Origin of the sequence: Sphingomonas morindae (assembly GCF_023822065.1) — a bacterium.
Classification (GTDB): Bacteria; Pseudomonadota; Alphaproteobacteria; order Sphingomonadales; family Sphingomonadaceae; genus Solisphingomonas; species Solisphingomonas morindae.
Map to the genome: position 1 here is coordinate 3,162,345 of NZ_CP084930.1, position 19,743 is coordinate 3,182,087.

12 protein-coding genes are annotated in these 19,743 nt (G+C 72.1%); 3 read left to right on the plus strand and 9 right to left on the minus strand.

What is annotated here, in order from left to right; genetic code table 11:
- Positions 1-67: 67 nt before the first annotated feature.
- Positions 68-2,782 carry a DNA gyrase subunit A gene (gyrA, locus tag LHA26_RS15425; protein WP_302898021.1) on the plus strand — a complete coding sequence of 905 codons (2,715 nt, stop codon included), beginning with the start codon at positions 68-70 and terminating at the stop codon, positions 2,780-2,782.
- A gap of 126 nt (positions 2,783-2,908) precedes the next feature.
- Here the strand turns inward: gyrA and secA are convergent, their stop codons facing one another.
- Both secA and LHA26_RS15435 read right to left on the minus strand, forming a co-directional pair.
- Positions 2,909-5,647, minus strand: a complete 2,739-nt coding sequence (secA, locus tag LHA26_RS15430) for a preprotein translocase subunit SecA (RefSeq protein ID WP_252166460.1) — start codon at positions 5,645-5,647, stop codon at positions 2,909-2,911.
- Between the two features lie 102 nt (positions 5,648-5,749).
- On the minus strand, positions 5,750-6,298 hold the full coding sequence (locus tag LHA26_RS15435) for an energy transducer TonB (RefSeq protein ID WP_252166461.1): 549 nt from the start codon (positions 6,296-6,298) through the stop codon (positions 5,750-5,752).
- 108 nt (positions 6,299-6,406) lie between these two features.
- Between LHA26_RS15435 and argJ the strand changes: the two genes are divergently transcribed.
- Together argJ and LHA26_RS15445 are read left to right on the plus strand one after the other, a co-directional pair.
- The gene (gene argJ, locus LHA26_RS15440; protein WP_252166462.1) at positions 6,407-7,633 is read left to right on the plus strand and encodes a bifunctional glutamate N-acetyltransferase/amino-acid acetyltransferase ArgJ; all 1,227 of its coding nucleotides are present in this window, start codon (positions 6,407-6,409) and stop codon (positions 7,631-7,633) included.
- Between the two features lie 4 nt (positions 7,634-7,637).
- Positions 7,638-8,435 (plus strand): inositol monophosphatase family protein, encoded by a 798-nt coding sequence (locus LHA26_RS15445; protein ID WP_252166463.1) that lies wholly within the window; start codon positions 7,638-7,640, stop codon positions 8,433-8,435.
- A gap of 35 nt (positions 8,436-8,470) precedes the next feature.
- Here LHA26_RS15445 and trxA read toward each other — a convergent pair whose 3' ends face one another.
- Genes trxA through LHA26_RS15480 form a run of 7 tightly spaced genes read right to left on the minus strand, consistent with a single transcriptional unit; the run spans position 8,471 to position 19,742 of the window.
- A complete protein-coding gene (gene trxA, locus LHA26_RS15450; RefSeq protein ID WP_252166464.1) occupies positions 8,471-8,791 on the minus strand; it encodes a thioredoxin TrxA in 321 nt (106 codons plus the stop codon).
- 49 nt (positions 8,792-8,840) lie between these two features.
- Positions 8,841-12,275, minus strand: a complete 3,435-nt coding sequence (gene addA, locus LHA26_RS15455) for a double-strand break repair helicase AddA (RefSeq protein WP_252166465.1) — start codon at positions 12,273-12,275, stop codon at positions 8,841-8,843.
- Positions 12,272-15,190: a PD-(D/E)XK nuclease family protein gene (locus tag LHA26_RS15460; protein WP_252166466.1), complete on the minus strand. Its 2,919-nt coding sequence runs from the start codon at positions 15,188-15,190 to the stop codon at positions 12,272-12,274. The genes addA and LHA26_RS15460 overlap by 4 nt, the downstream gene beginning before the upstream one ends.
- A complete protein-coding gene (locus LHA26_RS15465; RefSeq protein WP_252166467.1) occupies positions 15,183-15,953 on the minus strand; it encodes a nucleotidyltransferase family protein in 771 nt (256 codons plus the stop codon). Before LHA26_RS15465 ends, LHA26_RS15460 begins: the two co-directional genes overlap by 8 nt.
- A complete protein-coding gene (locus LHA26_RS15470) occupies positions 15,950-16,933 on the minus strand; it encodes an aminoglycoside phosphotransferase family protein (RefSeq protein WP_437441262.1) in 984 nt (327 codons plus the stop codon). The genes LHA26_RS15465 and LHA26_RS15470 overlap by 4 nt, the downstream gene beginning before the upstream one ends.
- Positions 16,930-17,370 (minus strand): tRNA (adenosine(37)-N6)-threonylcarbamoyltransferase complex ATPase subunit type 1 TsaE, encoded by a 441-nt coding sequence (gene tsaE, locus LHA26_RS15475; protein ID WP_437441263.1) that lies wholly within the window; start codon positions 17,368-17,370, stop codon positions 16,930-16,932. Before tsaE ends, LHA26_RS15470 begins: the two co-directional genes overlap by 4 nt.
- A complete protein-coding gene (locus tag LHA26_RS15480; protein ID WP_437441223.1) occupies positions 17,370-19,742 on the minus strand; it encodes a sensor histidine kinase in 2,373 nt (790 codons plus the stop codon). The genes tsaE and LHA26_RS15480 overlap by 1 nt, the downstream gene beginning before the upstream one ends.
- Between the last annotated feature and the right edge of the window lies 1 nt (position 19,743).

Sequence of the window (19,743 nt, forward strand, 5' to 3'; positions counted from 1 at the left end):
CTCGGCTAGGACAGGGAGCGGCGCCCTCGTGCGCGCCCATCCCGATAACCATTGAACGGACCGATCTTTGGCCAGCGCGCCCCCGACCATCGAACCTAGCGATATCTCCCCCGTCTCGATCGTCGACGAGATGAAGTCGAGTTACCTCGACTATGCCATGTCGGTGATCGTCAGCCGCGCGCTCCCCGATGTGCGGGACGGGCTGAAGCCGGTACACCGCCGCATCCTGTTCGGCGCGCATGAGGCGGGCTTTGTCGCCGGCCGGCCCTATCGCAAATCGGCGCGCCTGGTCGGCGACGTGATGGGTAAATACCATCCGCACGGCGACAGCTCCATCTACGACGCGCTGGCGCGGATGACGCAGGATTGGTCGCTGCGGCTGCCGCTGATCGACGGCCAGGGCAATTTCGGCTCGATGGACCCCGATCCGCCGGCGGCGATGCGCTATACGGAGGCGCGGCTGGCGCGCACCGCCAACGCGCTGCTCGACGATATCGACAAGGACACGGTCGACTTTCAGCCCAATTACGACGGGTCGGAGCGCGAGCCGGTGGTGCTGCCGGCGCGCTTCCCCAATCTGCTCGTCAACGGCGCGGGCGGCATCGCGGTGGGCATGGCCACCAATGTGCCGCCGCACAATCTCGGCGAGGTGATCGCCGCCTGCAAGGCGCTGATCGCCGATCCCATGATCAGCGTCGAGCGGCTGATGGAGATCGTACCGGGCCCGGATTTCCCGACCGGCGGCCTCATCCTCGGCCAGGGCGGCGCGCGCAACGCCTATCACACCGGCCGCGGCTCGATCATCGTCCGCTCGCGCCATATCGTCGAGGAAGGGCGCGGCGATCGCCGTTCGATCGTGCTGACCGAAATCCCCTTCCAGGTCGGCAAGTCGGGCCTGGTGGAGAAGATCGCCGAAGCCGCCAAGGAGCGGCGGATCGAGGGCATTTCCGACATCCGCGACGAAAGCTCGCGCGAGGGCGTGCGGATCGTGCTCGATCTCAAGCGCGACGCGACGCCCGACGTGGTGCTCAACCAGCTGTGGCGCCATACGCCCGCGCAATCGAGCTTCCCCGCCAACATGCTGGCGATCCGCGGCGGCCGCCCCGAAATCCTCGGCCTGCGCGACATCTTGCAGAGCTTCGTGCAATTCCGCGAGGAGGTGATCACCCGCCGCTCCAAATATGAGCTGCTCAAGGCGCGCGAGCGGGCGCACATCTTGCTGGGCCTGGTCGTCGCCGTCTCCAATCTCGACGAGGTGGTGCGGATCATCCGTGGCTCCGCCTCGCCCGCCGAGGCGCGTGCGGCGCTGCTCGCGCGCGAATGGCCGATCGGCGAGATCGCGCCCTATCTCGCGCTGGTGGAGGCTGTGGAGACGGTGGAGGCGGGCGAGACCTATCGCCTGTCCGAGACCCAGGTCCGGGCCATTCTCGATCTGCGCCTGCACCGGCTGACCGCGCTGGGGCGCGACGAGATCGGCGACGAGCTGCGCCAGCTCGCCGCCTCGATCGGCGAGCTGCTCGATATTCTCGGCAATCGCGAGCGGCTCTACGCGCTGCTGGTGGAGGAGCTGGAGAAGGTCGCCGCCGATTTCGCGACGCCGCGCCGCACCGCCATCATGCCGGCGGGCGACGATATCGACGACGAGGATCTGATCGAGCGCGAGGAGATGGTCGTCACCGTCACGCTCGGCGGCTATATCAAGCGGACCCCGCTGGACAGCTTCCGCTCGCAGAAGCGCGGCGGCAAGGGCCGGTCCGGCATGGCGACCAAGGATGAGGACGCGGTCACCAAGCTGTTCGTCACCTCCACTCACACGCCGGTGCTGTTCTTCTCCACCGCCGGCAAAGTGTATCGCCTCAAGGTGTGGCGCCTGCCCGAAGGCGCGCCCCAGGCGCGCGGCCGCTCGATGAACAACATCCTGCCGCTGGCCGAAGGCGAGACCATCTCGACGGTGCTGCCGCTGCCCGAGGATGAATCGGAATGGGGCAAACTCCACATCCTGTTCGCCACCGCGCACGGATCGGTGCGCCGCAACGCGATGGACGCCTTCACCAACATCCCGACCAACGGCAAGTTCGCGATGCGCTTCGACGAGGACGCGACCGACCGGCTGGTCGGCGTCGCGCTGCTCGAGGAGAGCGACGACGTGCTGCTCGCGACGCGCGGCGGCAAGGCGATCCGCTTCGCCGCCACCGATGTGCGCGAATTTCAGAGCCGCACCTCCACCGGCGTGCGCGGCATCAGCCTGGCGGCGGGCGACGAGGTGATCTCGCTCTCGATCCTCGCCGGCTTCGAGGCGACCACCGAGGAGCGCGAGGCCTATCTGCGGGGCGATCCGCAATTGTCGGCGGAGCGGCGCGCCGCCTTCGAGAAGGCGGAGCAATTCATCCTCACCGTCACCACCAACGGCTATGGCAAGCGCACCTCGGCCTATGAATATCGCCGCACCGGGCGCGGCGGCCAGGGCATCACCAACATCGTCACCTCCAGCCGCAACGGTCCGGTGGTGGCGAGCTTCCCCGCCAAGCATGGCGAGCAGCTGATGCTGGTGACGGACCAGGCCAAGCTGATCCGCACCACCGTGGGCGATATCCGCACCGCCGGCCGGTCCACGCAGGGCGTCACCATCTTCCGCGTCGCGGACGGCGAGCATGTCGTCTCGGCCGCGCGGATCGACGAGAGCGGCGCGCCGACCGAGCTGGCGGAGGAGGCCGAACCCGCGCTCGATCCGCAGATCGAGGGAGACACGGACGAGGATCTGGCGGACGGCGCCGGCGCCTGACGCCGCGCGGCGGGGCTGCACCGCCCCGCCCGCTCCTTGCTTTGCGACACGAGAAAACGGCGCGGCCCCGAGAGGGACCGCGCCGTTTTCGGTTGCGTCAGCGGCCGCGCGTGGCGGCCGGCGCGCTCAGAGCGCGCCGTGGCAGTGCTTGTATTTCTTGCCCGAGCCGCAGGGGCATGGCGCATTGCGGCTGACCACGCCCGCCCACAGGGCCGGATCGTCGCCCAATTCCTCGGGCATGGCGGGCTGCGGGGTCTGCATCGGCGCGATCCGCGTCGTCACCAGCCCCAGCGAGGCGGCATCGATGTCGCGCGTATCGTCCTGCGCGGTGAGCGGATCGAGATGGCTGGTCAGGAAGTCCGGCAGCTCGGGCAGCGGCGGCGGCATCTGGAAGCGGACATTGGCGAGCGTGCGCGTCACATCCTCGCGGATCGCGTCGAGCATCCGCTCGAACATCGCGAAGGCTTCCTGCTTATACTCGTTGATCGGCGTCTTCTGCGCATAGGCGCGCAGATGGATCACCTGGCGCAGCGCATCGAGCCGCGAGAGATGGTCCTTCCAATGCTCGTCGAGCGTCTGGAGGAGCACGCTCTTCTCGACACCATGCCAGGTATCGACCCCGGCCTCCTCGACCCGCGCCGCGATCTGCGCATCGGCCTCGGCCTTGATCCGCTCGGCGAGGATCTCGGGCTCGATGCCCTCCTCCCCGATCCACGCCACCACCGGCAGCTCGAGCCCGAACACGTCCAGCACGCGCGCCTGAAGCGTCTCGCCGTCCCATTGTTCGGGATAGCTGCCGATCGGGCAGGCATCGCCGACCAGCGCCGACACCGTCTCGCCGCGCATCTCGTCGGTGACGTCGTCGACCGTCGCCGAATCCATGATGTCGGCGCGCTGCTCGTAGATGATCTTGCGCTGGTCGTTCATCACGTCGTCATATTCGACGACCTGCTTGCGGATATCATAGTTGCGCGCCTCGACCTTGCGTTGCGCCGTCTCGATCGCCTTGGTGATCCAGGGGCTGACGATCGCCTCGCCATCCTCGAGATTCTTCTGCATCATCCGCGCGAACAGCGTCTGCGGGCCGAAGATGCGCAGCAGATCGTCGTCGAGGCTGAGATAGAAGCGGCTGAGGCCGGGATCGCCCTGCCGGCCCGAGCGGCCGCGCAGCTGATTGTCGATGCGCCGGCTCTCGTGCCGCTCGGTGCCGAGCACGAACAGGCCACCGGCGTTGAGCACGGCCTCCTTCTCGGCCTTGATCTCCTCGCGGATCAGCGCGGCGCGCGCCTCATAGTCGGGCGTGCCCTCGACGAGATCGGGATATTCGTCGATCATGCGGAATTCGAGATTGCCGCCGAGCTGGATGTCGGTGCCACGGCCCGCCATGTTGGTGGCGATCGTCACCGCGCCCAGCCGCCCGGCCTGCGCCACGATATGCGCTTCCTGCTCGTGATAGCGGGCGTTGAGCACATTGTGCCGGACGCCCTCCTTCTTGAGGAATTCCGACAGAAGCTCGGACTTCTCGATCGAGACGGTGCCGACCAGCACCGGCTGGCGCCCGGTTTCCTGCTTCTCGCGGATGGCCTTGGCGATGGCGCCGAACTTGTCGGTGATGTTCTTGAAGAACTGGTCGTCTTCGTCGATGCGCCGGATCGCGACATTGGTCGGGATGGTGACCACGTTCATCTTGTAGATGTCGAAAAATTCCGCCGCCTCGGTGGCAGCGGTGCCGGTCATGCCGCCGAGCTTGGGGTACATGCGGAAATAATTCTGGAAGGTGATCGAGGCCAGAGTCTGGTTCTCGGGCTCGATCTTGACGCCTTCCTTGGCCTCCACCGCCTGATGCAGGCCATCGGACCAGCGCCGGCCGTCCATCATGCGGCCGGTGAACTCGTCGATGATGACGACCTTGTTGTCCTTGACGATATAATCGATGTCGCGCTTGAAGCCGACATTCGCCTTCAGCGCCTGGTTGAGGTGGTGCACCACCTGCGTATTCTCGAAGTCGTAGAGATTGTCGCCCTCGAGCAGGCCGGCGGCGTGGAGCAGCTGCTCGGCCTTCTCCGTGCCCTCCTCGGTGAGGATGACGGAGCGCTGCTTCTCGTCATGCTCGTAATCGGTCGCGGCGAGCTGCTTCACCACCGCGTCGACGCTGATATACAGCTCGGACTTGTCGTCGGTCGGCCCGGAGATGATCAGCGGCGTGCGCGCTTCGTCGATGAGGATCGAATCCACCTCGTCCACGATCGCGAAGTTGAACGGCCGCTGCACCATCGCGGTCCGCTCATATTTCATGTTGTCGCGCAGATAATCGAAGCCGAACTCGTTGTTCGTGCCATAGGTGATATCGGCGTGATAGGCGGCGCGGCGCTCGGGATCGGAGATGTTGGGCACGATCACGCCCGTGGTCAGGCCGAGAAAGCGATAGACCTGGCCCATCCACTCGGCATCGCGGCGGGCCAGATAGTCGTTGACCGTCACCACATGCACGCCGGCGCCCGGCAGCGCGTTCAGATAGGTGGCCAGCGTCGCCACCAGCGTCTTGCCCTCGCCGGTGCGCATCTCGGCGATCTCGCCGCGATGCAGGACGATGCCGCCGATCATCTGCACGTCGTAATGGCGTTGGCCCAGCACGCGCTTGGCCGCCTCGCGCACGGTGGCGAAGGCTTCGGGCAGCAGATCGTCGAGCGACGCGCCCTCGGCCAGCGCGGCGCGGAACTTGACGGTCTGCGCCTGCAGCCCCGCATCGTCGAGCGCGGCGATCGTCGGCTCGAAGGCGTTGATCTTGGCGACGACAGCCCGCAGCGACTTGACGTAGCGGTCGTTGGACGACCCAAAAATGGCCTTGGCGATGCCGCCCAGCATGAACGCGATCCCGTCTCAGAAGGCGGGACCGAGCACGCGACCGCGCTCGCGGAGCCCCGCGCGAAAGTAAGGACCGCGATCTAGGTTCCGGGCCCGCGCAAGTCAATTCGGCCCGGCGGTCGCTTGCGGTATCTGCCAAATCACGGCGTTGCGATAGGTGCCGCCGATCGGACAGCCCCGTCCATCCATCGCCGGCGTGAAGCGCGCGCGGCGCATCAGGGCCGCGCAGGCGGCGCCATCGAGCCAGGGCGATCCGCTGCCGCTCAGCCTGTCGCAGCGCATCACCGCGCCGTCCGGCGCGATCCGCAAGGCAAAGCCGGTGCGGCCCGTCTCGTTGCGGAACAAGGAGATGAGCGGGTAATCTTCGGTCAGCACCCAGCTTTGCGGACTGGTGGCGGGGCGCGGCCGCGTGGCTCCAGCGGCGGGATCGCAGGGCGCCGCCCTCGGCACGCCCACGGCCGACAAGAGTGGCGGCAGCGGCTGCAAGGACGGCGTGTCCGGCCGCCGGGCGCCGGGCCGCAGATCGTCCTCCGGCCAGCCGAGCGGCGCGAACAGGAGCGCGCCGCCCAGCAGCGCGGCGGCAAAACCCGCCCGGGATCGGAGAAAAGCGGACGCGAACGAGACAAGGGACACCTGGCGCGCGCTCCGCATCGGCGTTTCCTTCGCAGTAGGGCGATCGCCTGGCGTCGCCGTGCCGCGTTCATAGCATGGCGGCGAAGGCGGTGGAAAGCGACCTGCGATTTGCCTATGGCTCGGCCCATGTCGCACCCCCGCTCGCCACTCGCCACACCCTTCCCCGCCTTGCCGCCGATCGCGGGCGTCCGGCTCGCCACGGTGCGCGCGGGTTATAAGCCATGGGAGCGGGACGATCTCACGCTGGTCCGCCTGGACGAGGGCACCAGCGTCGCGGGCGTCACCACGCGCTCGCGCTGCCCCTCGCCCGAGGTGGAATGGTGCCGCGCCGCCCTCACCCTTGGCCGCGCCCGGGCGCTGGTGGTGAACGCCGGCAATTCCAACGCCTTCACGGGCGCGCGCGGGCGCGCCGCGGTGGAGGCCGTGGCAGCGCGCGCGGCGCAGGGCCTGGGCTGCCAGCCCTCGGACGTGTTCGTCGCCTCGACCGGGGTGATCGGCGTGCCACTGCCGATCGCCACCGCCGAGGCCGGGGTCAGCGCCGCGCTGGCCGCGCCCGAGGCGGACTGGGCGGCGGCGGCGGCCGCGATCAGCACCACCGACACCTTCCCCAAGGGGGCGGCGGCCACCGCGATGATCGGCGATACGCGCGTCACCGTGGTCGGCATCATCAAGGGCTCGGGCATGATCGCGCCCGACATGGCGACGATGCTGGGCTTTCTCTTCACCGACGCGGCGGTGGCGCCGGCGCTGCTCCAGGCCATGCTCGATCGCGCCAATGCGCGCAGCTTCGCCTGCATCACGGTGGATGGCGACACCTCGACCTCCGACACGGTGCTCGCCTTCGCCACCGGCGCCGCCGGACATACGCCGCTCGACAGCGCCGACGCGGCGGGGGCGGATGCGCTCGCGGCGGCGATCGAGCAGGTCTGCCTCGATCTCGCCCATCTGGTCGTGCGCGACGGCGAAGGTGCGACCAAATTCATCGCCGTGTCCGTCACCGGGGCGGAGAGCGACGGCTCGGCGCGGCGGATCGGCCTGTCGATCGCCAATTCGCCGCTGGTGAAGACGGCGATCGCCGGCGAGGACGCCAATTGGGGCCGCGTCGTCATGGCGGTGGGCAAGGCGGGCGAGCCGGCCGAGCGCGACCGGCTGGCGATCCGCTTCGGCGACACGCAGGTGGCGGCCGAGGGCGTGGCGGTGGAAGGCTATGACGAGGCGCCCGTGGCGGCGCATCTGCGCGGCTCCGACATCCGCATCGGCGTCGATCTCGGCCTGGGCGAAGGCCGCGCCACCGTGTGGACCTGCGATCTCACCCACGGCTATATTTCCATCAACGGCGATTATCGGAGCTGACGCCATGCACCCTCTGCACGCGGCGGTGGACGGGCTGATGCGCAAGGTGGGGCGCGATGTCGTGATGCGCCGCTTCGGCGCGCTCGCTCCCGCCGAGATCGAGGAAAAGGCCGGTCCCGACGATCTGGTGACGGTGGCGGATCGCGAATCCGAGGCGCGGCTCGCCGAAGGGCTGCTCCGCATCCTGCCGGGCAGCCATGTGGTGGGGGAGGAAGGCGTCGCGGCCGATGCCGGCCTGCTCGGGCAGATCACCAGCGGGCGCTGCTGGGTGATCGATCCGATCGACGGCACCGCCAATTTCGCCGCCGGGCGTCATCCCTTCGCGCTGATGGTCGCGCTGCTCGAGGAGGGCGAGACGGTGGCGGGCTGGATCCTCGATCCCGCCACGCGCCGCATGTGCCACGCCGCACAGGGCGGCGGCGCCTATATCGACAATCACCGCGTGACGGCGCGGGCGAGCGGCGCGCCCCGCCCGCTCGCCGCCCTGGCCACGCGCTATCTGCCCGAGGCGGTGCGGGCGGACGTGGTGGCGCGCGCCGAAGGCCGCTACCAGCCGGTCGACATTCCGCACTGCGCGGGGGAGCAATATCCGCGCCTGATCCTGGGCGCCAACGACATCGCGTTGTTCTGGCGCGCCATGCCCTGGGATCATCTGCCGGGCGCGCTGATCCTCGGCGAGGCGGGCGGCCGCATCGCGCGGCTGGACGGCGCCGCCTATCGAGCGGGCGAGGATCGCACCGGGCTGCTCGCGGCGGCGAGCCCCGCCTTGTGGGACGCCGCCGCGCGCGATCTGTTCGGCTGAGCCTTGCGGCCCGGCGCGTGGCCGGGCCGCAAGGCTCAGAGCGCGCCTTCGATAAAGGCCTTGAGCTGGCTCTTCGGCGCCGCGCCGACCTGGGTCGCCGCCGGCGCGCCGCCCTTGAACAGGATCATGGTGGGAATTCCGCGCACGCCATAGCGGCCGGGCGCGTCGGGATTGTCGTCGATGTTGAGCTTGGCGATCGTCACCTTCTCGCCGAGTTCGTTCGAAAGCTCCTCCAGCGCCGGGCCGATCATCTTGCACGGGCCGCACCATTCCGCCCAGAAATCCACCAGCACGGGGCCATCGGCGGAGAGCACGTCGGCCTCGAAGCTCTGGTCGGTGATCGTCTTGGTTGCCATCGATAATTCCTTTCGCTTGCGGCCTATCTAGGGCGCGCGCCGCCGCGGCTCAACGGGGCAGGCCGAAGCTTTGCTCCGCCGCCGCCAAGCCGGGCTTGTGGCGGGCGAGGAGATCGGGCGGGAGCGCGATCAGCGCCGGGCCTTCGGTGTAGAGCAAGGCGCCGCGCACCGGCCGGTCCGGGAAGATGCTTGCCAGCGCGGCGGCATAGGCGCTCATCTGCGCTAGATGCTGGGGCGGCACCGTCTCGACGCCGGCGGGCACGCGCCGCCCGGTCTTGAAGTCGAGGAACAGAATGTCCGTGTCCGACACCAGCAGCCGGTCCACCGTGCCGGCGATGACGGCGCCCTCCACCACCGCCGCGATCGGCGCCTCGGCCAGGGCGTCGGGATGGAAGAGCGGCGCGAAGCGCGGATCGGCAAGGATGGCGCAGGCCTCGACCGCCAGCGTCCCCGCCTCGTCGCGGGCGACGCCGGCGGCCTCGGTGAGCCAGCGCACCGCCGCCGCGTGGCGCGCCTCGGGCGGACAGGCGGGCAGCCGCTCGAACAGGCTGTGGAGCAGCCGCCCACGCGCGGCGGCGGCGCGTTGCGCCGGGCCGGGCGGCGGCAGCGGCACATCGTCGCGGCCGATGGCGGAGGGCGCGAGCGGGCGCGGCGGGCGCTGTTCGGCGGGCGCGCGCGCGCGCAGCCAGCCGGGCTCGGCCGCCGCCGGCGGCGCGACCACGCGACGGGGACGGCCCGGCGTGGCGCTGCCATCGCGATGGACGCGGACCTCGCCCCAAAGCGGATCGGGCTCGATCGTGCCGCCGAGCGTGTCGAGCGCGGCGGCCAGCGCGGCGTACCAGCTTTCCTGCGGCGGCACGCCCTTGGCGAGCGGGCCGAGCGCGCCGCCGATCGCCAGCCATTCCTCGGCGCGGGTGGCGGCGACATAGAGGAGGCGCCAATGCTCGCGCCGGTCGCGCGCCTCGGCCTTGGCCAGCAGCTGGTCGAACGGCGGCACGCGCTCCTCGGCGCGCGGCCGCAGGCTCGGCACCGTCAGCGTCTCGTCGATCGGCAGGTCGAAGCCGCCCACGGGCGCCCGCGCGGGATCGCCGGTGGCGTCGGCGAGCACCACCACCGGCGCCTGCAGGCCCTTGGCGCCATGCGCGGTCATCACCCGCACCGCGTCCAGCGGCGCGGACGGATCGCGCTTGATCTGCACCTCGCCGCGATCGAACCAGTCGAGAAAGGGCTGGAGCGAGGGCTGGCCCTCCTCCTCGAAGCCGAGCGCGGCATTGAGCAGTTCCTCGATCGGATCGCGCGCATCCTCGCCGAGCCGCTCGAGCATGCGCCGCCGGCCGTCAAACGGGCCGGACAGCAGCTCCTCGAAGAAGCGATAGGGCGTGACCAGATCGGCCGCCGCGAGGATCGCGCCCAGCGCGTCCGCCACCGCGCTTTGGGCGGGATCGGCGCGCACCGCCGCCAGCAGCGTGCCCGGCCGGCGATGCGCGAGCGCGAACAAAGTCTCCTGATCCAGCCCGAACAGAGGCGAGACGAGGAGATGCGCCAGCGTCAGATCATCTTCGGGCTGAAGCGCGAAGCGCGCGGCGGCGAGCAGATCGCGCACCGCCAGCGGCGCGTCCAGCCGCAGCCGGTCCACGCCCGCCACCGGCACGCCATGCGCGTGGAGCCGGGCGACTATCAGCGCCGCGAGATCACCGCGCTTGCGCACCAGCACCATCACATCCTCGGGGCGCAGCGGCCGCCCGCGCGAGGCGAGCCAGGGTGCCGCGTCGATCCAGGCGCGGATCTGCTGCGCGAGCCGGTCCGCGAAGCGGCGGGTCGCGGTATCGAGCCAGCCCTCCTCGCCCTCCGGCGCCTCGGCCTCGCCCTCCTCCTCGTCCTCGGCGGTCAGCGGCGGCCAGAGGAACACCGCCCCCGGCCCGCGCCGCGCCGCCTCGTGCTTGGGCACGCCGCCCGCCAGCCCCAGCGCCGGGCCGCCCAGCCGGTCGATCAGCGCATCGACCAGCGCCAGCACCGGCGGGAAGGAGCGGAAGGATCGATCGAGCGACAGCGGCTCGAAGCGGCGCCCGCCCGCCCCCGCCCGCTCCGCGAACAGTCGCTGGGCGGCCTCGAAGAAGAGCGGGTCGGTGCCCTGGAAGCCGAAAATGGCCTGCTTGAAATCGCCGACGGTGAACAGCGTGCGCAGCGGCGGCGGCGGTTCCTGGTCGGGATCCTCGGTCCAGAAATCCTCGACGAGACGCGCGACGATCGCCCATTGCCGGGCATTGGTGTCCTGCGCCTCGTCCACCAGGATATGATCGGTGCGCTGATCCAGCTTGAAGCGCACCCATTCGCCCATGCCGGGCGTATCCAGCAGGGCCACGGTGGTGCGGATGAGATCGTCGAAATCGACCGCGCCGGCGGCGCGCTTGGCCGCCGTCCAGGCGCGCGCATAGGCTTGGCCGGCGCGCAGCGCCGCGGCCAGCAGCGCCGCGAACGCCGCCTTGGCGCGCAGCGCGAGCAGCGCTCCGCAGGCACCGTGCAGCGCGGCGGCATCCTCGGCATAGCCGGGCTCTTGTGGCGCCTGGCCCTTGCCGCAGGCGCGCAGCTCGCCCTTGGCGGTCGCCCAGACGGCGTGGAGCGTGGCGAGGCCGGCGGCGCGCGCGTCCGCGTCCAGCGCCAGCCAGGCCGCGATCGCCGCCGCGCGCTCGCGCCCGCGCGCGGTGTTCCAGCCCTGGTTGGCGGCGTGGAGACGGGCCAGCGCGGCCGCGTCCAGCGTGGCGCAGCGTTCGGCGAGGATCGTCTCGATCGGGCCGGCGGGCACGTCCAGCAGGCGCCGCAGCCGCGCCTCGATGCCCGGCGCGGCGCCGAGCCCCGCCATTGCCTCGGGCACGCGGCCGCAGGCGCGCAGAAAAGCCTCGGCGCGCTCCTCGCCCAGCCGGCGGCTGAGCAGCTCGATATCGGCGATCAGCGGGCGATCCCCGCCCGTCTCGGCGGCGACCAGCAGATCGGCCAGCGTCGCGCGCGCCAGCGCCGCCTCCTCGCGCGCCTCGATCAGGCGGAAGCCCGGCACCAGCCCCGCCTCGCCCGGAAAGGCGCCGAGCAGCGCCTGGCAGAAGGCGTGGATCGTCTGGATGCGCAGGCCGCCGCCGGTGGCCTCCAGCACGCGCGCGAACAGCGTGCGGGCATGCGCGATCGCCGCCGGATGATTGGCCTCGCCGAGCGCGAACAGCTCCTTGCGCAGATCCTGGTCGCGCATCCGCACCCAGCTCGCGAGCCGCGCATGGATGCGATCCGCCATTTCGGCGGCGCCCGCCTTGGTGAAGGTGAGGCACAGGATGCTGGCGGGATCATTGCCCGCCAGCAGCAGCCGGATGACGCGCGCCGTCAGCACATGCGTCTTGCCGGTGCCGGCCGAGGCGGACAGCCAGACGAGCCGCGCCGGATCGGCGGCGAGCGCCTGGGCGCCCTGCAGCGGCTTGAGCAGCGGGATCCGGCCGCTCACGCCCCGTCCCCGGCATCGGCGCCCTGGCGGCCATACCATTCGTCCAGCCGCATCAGCGCGTCGTACTCGTCATAGGGTGAATATTCGGGGCGGATCTTGGCGGTGAAGGGCGCGTCCCCGGTCAGCCATTGCGCGGCGGCGGCGCGGAAATCCTGCAGCGCGCGCTCGGTGAAGGCGGCGGGATCGAGCACCGACCGCCGCCCCAGGGCGGGCGCGACATAGCCGAGCTGCCCGTCCTTCTGCGCCAGCGACCAATATTCGAACTGGCCCGCCACCCCGGACACATCGGCGAAGCCGCCCCGCTCGGCGATCAGCCCGAGCAGGCCGAGCTGGAGCGCATAGCCTTCGGCCACCGCGCGCGGACGCGGCGGCGCGCCGGTCTTATAGTCGACGATCACCAGCTGCCCGTCGGCGTCGCGATCGATCCGGTCGACCTTGCCGTGCAGCCGCACCCCCGCGATATCGAGCGCGCCCGCCTGCTCGATGGCGATGATGCTGCGCCCCTCGCCGGCGAGCCGCGCCATCGTCGCCGCGATCCAGGCCACCGCCTCGCGCAGCCGCGGCGCCCACAGCGCGCGCAGCACGGGATGCGCGGCGATGCCGCCCAGCATCGCTTCGGCGCGGGGCAGCAGCCGCGCGGGATCGGCGCCGTCCAGCCGCGCCCATTGCTCGAGCACCGCATGGACGGCGGTGCCGCGCCAGGCCGGGCTGGGCTCCGCATCCACCGGATCGAGCGGCCGCAGCCGCAGCATGGTGCGGGCGTAGAAGGCGTAGGGATCGGCCTTGAGCCGATCGAGCGCGGTGACCGCAAGCTGGCGCGGCCGCAGCGACGCGGGCGGCGCCGGCGCGGGCCGATCGGCCGGGGCGAAGCGCGCCGGCCGGTCGAGCGCGGCCGCCCAGTGGCGGTAGCGCCGCGCCGGCGTGACGCCGCCGGTCATCGCGCCCAGCCGCAGCCAGAAGCGCGAGGCGACGGTGGGCGCGCGGGCATCGCGCCGCGCCCGCGTCACGATCGCGCGCGGCGCACCGAGCGCGCTGACGAAATCATGCGCCGAAAGCCCGATGCGCCGCTCCAGCCCGGGCAGGCCCAGCTCGGCGCGGATGCGCGGCGCGAGCCAGGGATCGGGGCTCGGCAGCGCCGGCCACACGCCTTCGTTGAGCCCGCCCAGCACCACCAGATCCGCCTGCTGCAGCCGCGATTCGAGCAGGCCCCAGATGAACAGGCGCGGATGGCCGCCCTGGGGCGGACGCACCGCCTCCTCCTCCATCAGCCGGGTGAGCAGCGGGGCGAGCGCGCTCGGGGTGAGCGTCGCCGGACCTTCCGGCGCGGCCTCCTCCATCGCCTCGAACAGGCGCGCCGCCGCCCGCCCGGCGGGATTGGCCCAGAGCGCCTCGCCCGCCAGCGCCTCGCCCGTCTCGCGCAGCGCGGCGAGCGCGCCGGCGATGGTGAGTGGCGCCGCAAACGCCGTCTCGAGCGGCCGCAGCCGGTCGCGCAGATCGGCGAACCAGGCGGGCGGGGCGAGCGGCGCCAGCGCGTCCAGCCCCGGCGCCGGGCGCGGCCCGCGCAGCGCGAGATCGAGACGGCGCACCTGGCTGAGCCAGGCGATCCGCGTGCCCTCGGGCCCGCCCGTCACCAGCGGATGCTTCAACAGCGTGAGCAGCGGCACCGGGGCGAACTGCGCCGCCGCCGCTTCGGCCATGGCCAGCAGCAAGGTGCCCGGCGGCGTGGCGGAGAGCGGCCGGCCGGCGCTGTCGTCCGCCTCGATGCCCCAGCGCGAGAGATGCGCCGAGACGCGACGGGCGAGGCCGCGATCGGGGGTGACGAGCGCGGCGGTGGCGCCGGGCTGCTCGATCGCCTCGCGCAGCGCCACCGCGATCGCCTGCGCCTCCTTGGCGGGGCTCGCGCATTCCAGCGCGGTCACCCCGGAGAGCCGGCGTTCGGCCTTGGGCAGCGTCTGCCATTTGCCGGTAAAGGCGGCGGGCGCCATGGCATGGGCGACCGCGCGGCCGCGCACCGCAGGCGCCGCCGGCGCGGCGCCGTGCCGCCAGCGCCGCACCTCGCCGCGCGCCACGCCCATGCGGTCCAGCAGCAGCTTGAGCGCGAATTGCGGATGGCTCTCGATCGGCCGCGCCCCGGCGGCGGGGCCGAGCGCCTCCCATTCGGCCTCCGGCAGCGCGAGATCCAGCGCCGGCAGCACCACCGCGCCGGCGGGCAGCCGCGCCACCTGGCGCAGCAGCCGCGCCACGGCGGGGGCGGCGCTGGTGATGCCGGCGGCGATCACCGGATGCGATGGCGGCGCGTCGCGCCATCGCGCGGCGGCGCGATCGAGCAGCCGGTTGCGGCGATCGGCCGGATCGAGCCGGCCCAGATCGGCGAGCAGCGCGCGCCACCGCGCCAGCACCGCCGCCATCACCCCCAAAGCGCTCTGCCAGTGCGCCGAGACATCCCCCGCCACCGCGAGCGACGTCAGCGCCTCGGGGGCGACTTCCTCGATCGCCATCTGGTCCAGCGCGCGGGCGAAGGCGCAGGACAGGCGCATCGCCTCGGCCGCGTCCACCGGCTCGCCGGCGCGCGCGCGCTCCTCCGCGATCAGCCGCGCGAGGATCATTCGCCGCCGCATCGGCGCGATGGCGGGCGGCACCGGCGCGGCGTCGGCGGGATCGAGCGCCTGGCCCAGCGCCTCGTCCAGCTCGGGATCGCCGATCGCCACCAGGCGTGGCAGCACCAGCCCGGCCTCGGCGCGGCGGACAAAGGCATCGGTCAGCGCGCGTCCGGCGCGGTTGCTGGGGATGAGGAGGAGCGTCCGCGCGAGCGCCAGCCGATCGCCGCGCGTGCGCGCCATCAGCCCGGCGGCGAGGGCATCGGCGAAGGGCTGATGCGCCGGGATCGAGAAGACGGCGGGGCCGGCCTCAGCCACGCCGCAGCATCGCCTCGGCCACCGGGATGTTCGCCGGCGCGCCGACATCGCACCACAGCCCCTGGTGCACCACGCCATGCGCGCGCCCCTCGGCCATGGCGCGGTTCCAGAGGAGGTTGAACGAGAAGGCCCCATCGGGCGCGCCGCGCAGCAGGCGCGGCGACACGATCTGCACCCCCGTATAGACGAAGGGCGCCACCCGGCGCGGCGCGCGCCGGCTCAGGCGGCCGGCGGCGTCCATCGTGAAATCGCCGGCCCCGCGATGCGCGGTCGCGCGGGCGAGCGGCACCACCAGCAGCAGCGCGTCCATGATCGCATCGTCCCAGCGGTGCGCGAGCAGATGCAGCGTGTCGACCGGCCCGTCGAGCCAGACATTGTCGGTGTTGATGACGTAGAAGGGGCGATCTCCCAGCAGCGGCGCCGCCCGCGCGACGCCGCCGCCGGTCTCGAGCAGCTGGGCGCGTTCGTCCGAAATGGCGATGTCGAGCCCCGGCACGCGGCGGAGATGCGCCTCGAGCGCATCGGCGAAATGATGGACGTTGACCACCAGCCGGCTCACTCCCGCCGCGCGGACATGGCCGATGGCGTGATCGAGCAGCGTCTGCCCGCCCACCTCGACCAGCGGCTTCGGCCGCGTCGCGGTCAGCGGGCGCATCCGCTTGCCGAGCCCGGCGGCGAGCAGCATCGCCACATCGGGCATGGTGGCATCGGCCGCGCTCCGCGGGTCGGGGCGCAGCGACAGCGGCTTGGCGAAGCGGGTCATGCGGGGGTCGGCTCCCAGGCGGCGGCGCGCGCGGCGGCGGGAACGTGGCGGGCGAACCAATCGGCGACGGGGGCGAGCGCGGGATGCGCGAGGTTGCGCTCCACATAGCCCCACACGCGCGGCTGGTGGCGCAGATAGCCGGGCTTGCCGTCACGCTTCCACAGGCGCGTGAAAATGCCGAGGATCTTGATGTTGCGCTGCGCGCCCAGCACTTCATAGGCGGCGCGGAAGCCGGGGTCGATCGCGCCGCCGCCATAGCGGGCGAGCATCGCCGCCTCGATTGCCGGGGAGACGGTGCGGCGCGCATCCTGCAGCAGCGAGACGAGATCATAGGCCGCGTGGCCGGCGAGCGCGTCCTGGAAATCGAGCAGGCCGAGCCCCGCCAGCCCGGGCCGGTCGAGCAGCATCAGATTGTCGACATGGAAATCGCGCAGCACCAGCACGGGCGGACGCGGGGCCTCGACCAGGCCGAGCACCGGCTGCCAGGCCGCGCGCCAGCCTGCGCGATCGAAGGTCAGGCCGAGCGCCGGTCCGTACCAGTCGACGAACAGGTCCAGCTCGCGCTCCAGCACGGCGCGGTCATAGGGTGGCAGGCCGGCGGGCAGCGGCGCGGCGGCGAGGCCGCGCAGCAGGTCCACCGCCGCGCCATAGATCTCCGCCTCGGGTGTGGCATCCGCGCGCAGCAGCGGGCCCACCAGCCGATCGCCCAGATCCTCGAGCAGCAGCAGCCCGCCCTCGACATCCTCGGCCAGGATGGCGGGCGCCGACAGGCCGAGCCGCGCGAGATGACGGGCGATCGCGAGGAAGGGCCGCACATCCTCGCCCTTGGCCGGCGGCGCGTCCATCAGCACCGCCACGCGCGCGCCGTCGCGCACCCGGAAATAGCGGCGGAAGGAGGCATCACCCGCCAGCGGCGCGATCGTCGCGCCCGCCCAGCCATGGGCGGCCAGAAAGGCGGGGGCGTCGTCGGGCGGAATCATCGCGGGGGCCATCGCGCCTCCCATGGCGCGGGCGTCTCCCAAGTCAAGCGGCGGCCGGCGCCGAGGGGGGCGAGATGCAGCCGGAGCGCGTCGGACCAGAGCGAGGCGCCAAGACGTTCGGGCCATTCCACCAGCAGCGCGCCATCGGCGCGATATTCGGCCAGCGCCAGCGCCTCCACCTCGGCGGGATCCTCGATGCGGTAGAGATCGACATGCGCGACCGGGAGGCGCAGCTCGGGGGGCGCATAGGGCTGGACGATCGCGAAGCTGGGACTCGGCGCCTCGCCCAGAAGGCCGAGCCCGGCCAGCACGCCGCGCGCCAGCGCGGTCTTGCCCGCGCCGAGATCTCCGAACAGCGCCACCACATCGCCGGCCCGCAGACGCGGCGCCAGCGCGCGGCCGACCGCCTCGGTCGCCGCCGCATCCGGCAGATCCATCATGGCGCCTCGGCGCCGCGCGCGCGAGGCAGCGCGATCGCCACCGTCGTGCCCTGGCCGGGGGCGCTGTCCAGCCGGATCGTGCCGCCATGCGCCTCGACATAGTGGCGCGCGAGCGGCAGGCCGAGCCCCAGCGAGCCCTCGCTCCGCTGGCCCTCCAGCCCGGCCCGATGGAAGGGATGGAAGGCGCGTTCGACATCGCTCGGCGTCAGCCCGGGGCCATTATCGGTGACGATCACCTGCGCGTCGCCGGCGGCGCCCTCGGCGCGCACCAGCACGCGGCCGCCCTCCTGCGTGTAGATCACGGCATTGGCGAGCACATGGCCGATGGCCTGGCGCAGCCGCTGGGCATCGGCGTCGATCGTGCCGGAGGAGCGATCGATGCGGGCGGTGAGATCGATCCCGCGATGGCGCGCCAGCTCCGCATGATCGGCGACGATCTCGCGCACCAGCCCGGCGAAATCGAGCGGCGCGACATCCAGCTCCAGCCGGCCCGCCGCCGAGCGGGTGAGATCCAGCACCTCGTCGACCAGCTCGCCCAGCCGCTCGGTCGCGGTGAGGATCGCGCCGACATATTCGCGCGCGCGCTCGCCCAGCGGCCCGGCAAAGCCGCCGGAGAGCATCTCGGCGAAACCGCCGATCGAGGTGAGCGGCGTGCGCAGCTCGTAGGACATGGCGGCGACGAACGCCGATTTGACCCGATCGCCCTCCTCCAGCGCCGCCGCGCGCTCGCGCAGCGCCTGTTCGGCGCGGCGGCTGTCGGTGATGTCGAGCAGCGTGAAAAGCGCGTTACCATCCGGCAGCGGCACCGCCGCGAAGCGGAAATGGCGCCCGTCCGCAAAGGCGATCCGCCCGGTCCGGCTCTGCCGCTCTGCGGTGGCGAGCCGCACCAGCTCGCGGATCAGCCCGGCGCGCGCGGGGTTGGCGAGCGCGGGGGCGATGCGGCCGATCAGCGCGTCGACGCGCGGATGCTCGGCCAGATAATCCTCGTCCAGCGTCCAGATCTCGCGGAAGCGATCATTCCAGAGATGCAGCCGCCCATCGGCCGCGAACACGCCGATCGCCTCGAACAGATTGTTGAAGGTGGCGGTCCGCACGCGCAACAGCGTGTCGCGCGCGGATTGCAGCTTCACCTGCTCGGTGCGGTCCTCGAAGATCAGCAGCAGCCCGCCATCGGGCAGCGGCTGGCCGACGACGCGGAGATGGGCGCCGCCCGGCAGCTGCCACGCCTCCTCCACCGGCTGCTCGGCCAGGAACCAGCGCCGGCGCTCCGCTTTCCAGCCGGGAAAGTCGCGGCTCTCGGGCAGCCGCCCGGCCTCGCGCATCCGCTCGATCACGCGATCGAATTCGGGCCGGTCGGCCAGCCATTCGGGCAGCATCGCGAAGAGGCGCTGGAAGGCGGTGTTGACGAAGGTGAGGTGACGATCCGCCGAGAATTGCGCCACGCCGGCCGAAAGCCGGTCCAGCATATCGCGCTGCGCCTCGGTGAAGCGGACGAGATCAGCCCGCGCCTGCTCCACCTCCTCGATATCCATGGCGTAGCCGGCGATGCCGATCGGGCCGAGCGGCACGTCCACCACGCGCAGCGTGCGCCGCTCGCCGCCAATCGTGGCCGGCACGGTGCGCACCGAAACGGCGCCCTCGTCGCGCGCGGCGGCGGCGGTGGCGAGCGGGCTCTGCGCGCCCTGCCCCTCCACCAGCTCGAGCCCGCGCCCGATCACATCGGCCGCATCGGCGCCATCCACCGCGCGGACATAGGCCGAATTGACGAGGCTGAGGCGCAGATCGGGCGCGCGATGCCACATCGGGATGGGCGCCGCCTCGATCAGCCCCGCCAGCGCGTCCAGCGTCTCGGCAAGCTCCACGCGCTCCTGGTCGAGCCGGGCGATCTCCTCCTCGCTGTCGGTGGCGTCGAACACCCAGAGCAGGGCGGCGCCCTCGCCCAGCGGATCGCCGCCCGGCCGGCCGCGCACCATCAGCACGCGCCGCCCGCCGGCGGGGCGCAGCGCGCGCGCGAAGGCGCCGCCGCCCCGGCTGGTGGCGAGAATATCGGATTCGAGCCCCTCGGCGTCGGCCGGATCGAGCGCGGCGAGCAGATCGGGCAGTTTGCGCGGCACGGCGGAGAGGCCGAACCAGTCGGCGACGCGCTCGTGCGCGCGGACCCGGCCCTCGCCGGTAACGATCAGCGGCAGCGCCGGGGCGCCGGCCAGCATTGCGCGGAAGCGTTCCAGCTCGATCATGGCGGAGCGCGCGCGGTGATCGCGGCGCGCGCCGAGGATGACGGCGAGCACGGCGCCGGTCAGCCACAGCGCCAGCACGAGCCCAAGCAGCGTCGCATGGACCGTATCGAGGACGATCACGTCGTCCGGCACC

Bases quoted from the DNA above. Each gene is read 5' to 3' on its own strand.
- argJ (WP_252166462.1), top strand. From the start codon at position 6,407: ATGTCGCACCCCCGCTCGCCACTCGCCACACCCTTCCCCGCCTTGCCG.
- secA (WP_252166460.1), bottom strand. From the start codon at position 5,647: ATGCTGGGCGGCATCGCCAAGGCCATTTTTGGGTCGTCCAACGACCGC.
- LHA26_RS15435 (WP_252166461.1), bottom strand. From the start codon at position 6,298: ATGCGGAGCGCGCGCCAGGTGTCCCTTGTCTCGTTCGCGTCCGCTTTT.
- LHA26_RS15470 (WP_437441262.1), bottom strand. From the start codon at position 16,933: ATGATTCCGCCCGACGACGCCCCCGCCTTTCTGGCCGCCCATGGCTGG.
- LHA26_RS15445 (WP_252166463.1), top strand. From the start codon at position 7,638: ATGCACCCTCTGCACGCGGCGGTGGACGGGCTGATGCGCAAGGTGGGG.
- LHA26_RS15465 (WP_252166467.1), bottom strand. From the start codon at position 15,953: ATGACCCGCTTCGCCAAGCCGCTGTCGCTGCGCCCCGACCCGCGGAGC.
- tsaE (WP_437441263.1), bottom strand. From the start codon at position 17,370: ATGGATCTGCCGGATGCGGCGGCGACCGAGGCGGTCGGCCGCGCGCTG.
- trxA (WP_252166464.1), bottom strand. From the start codon at position 8,791: ATGGCAACCAAGACGATCACCGACCAGAGCTTCGAGGCCGACGTGCTC.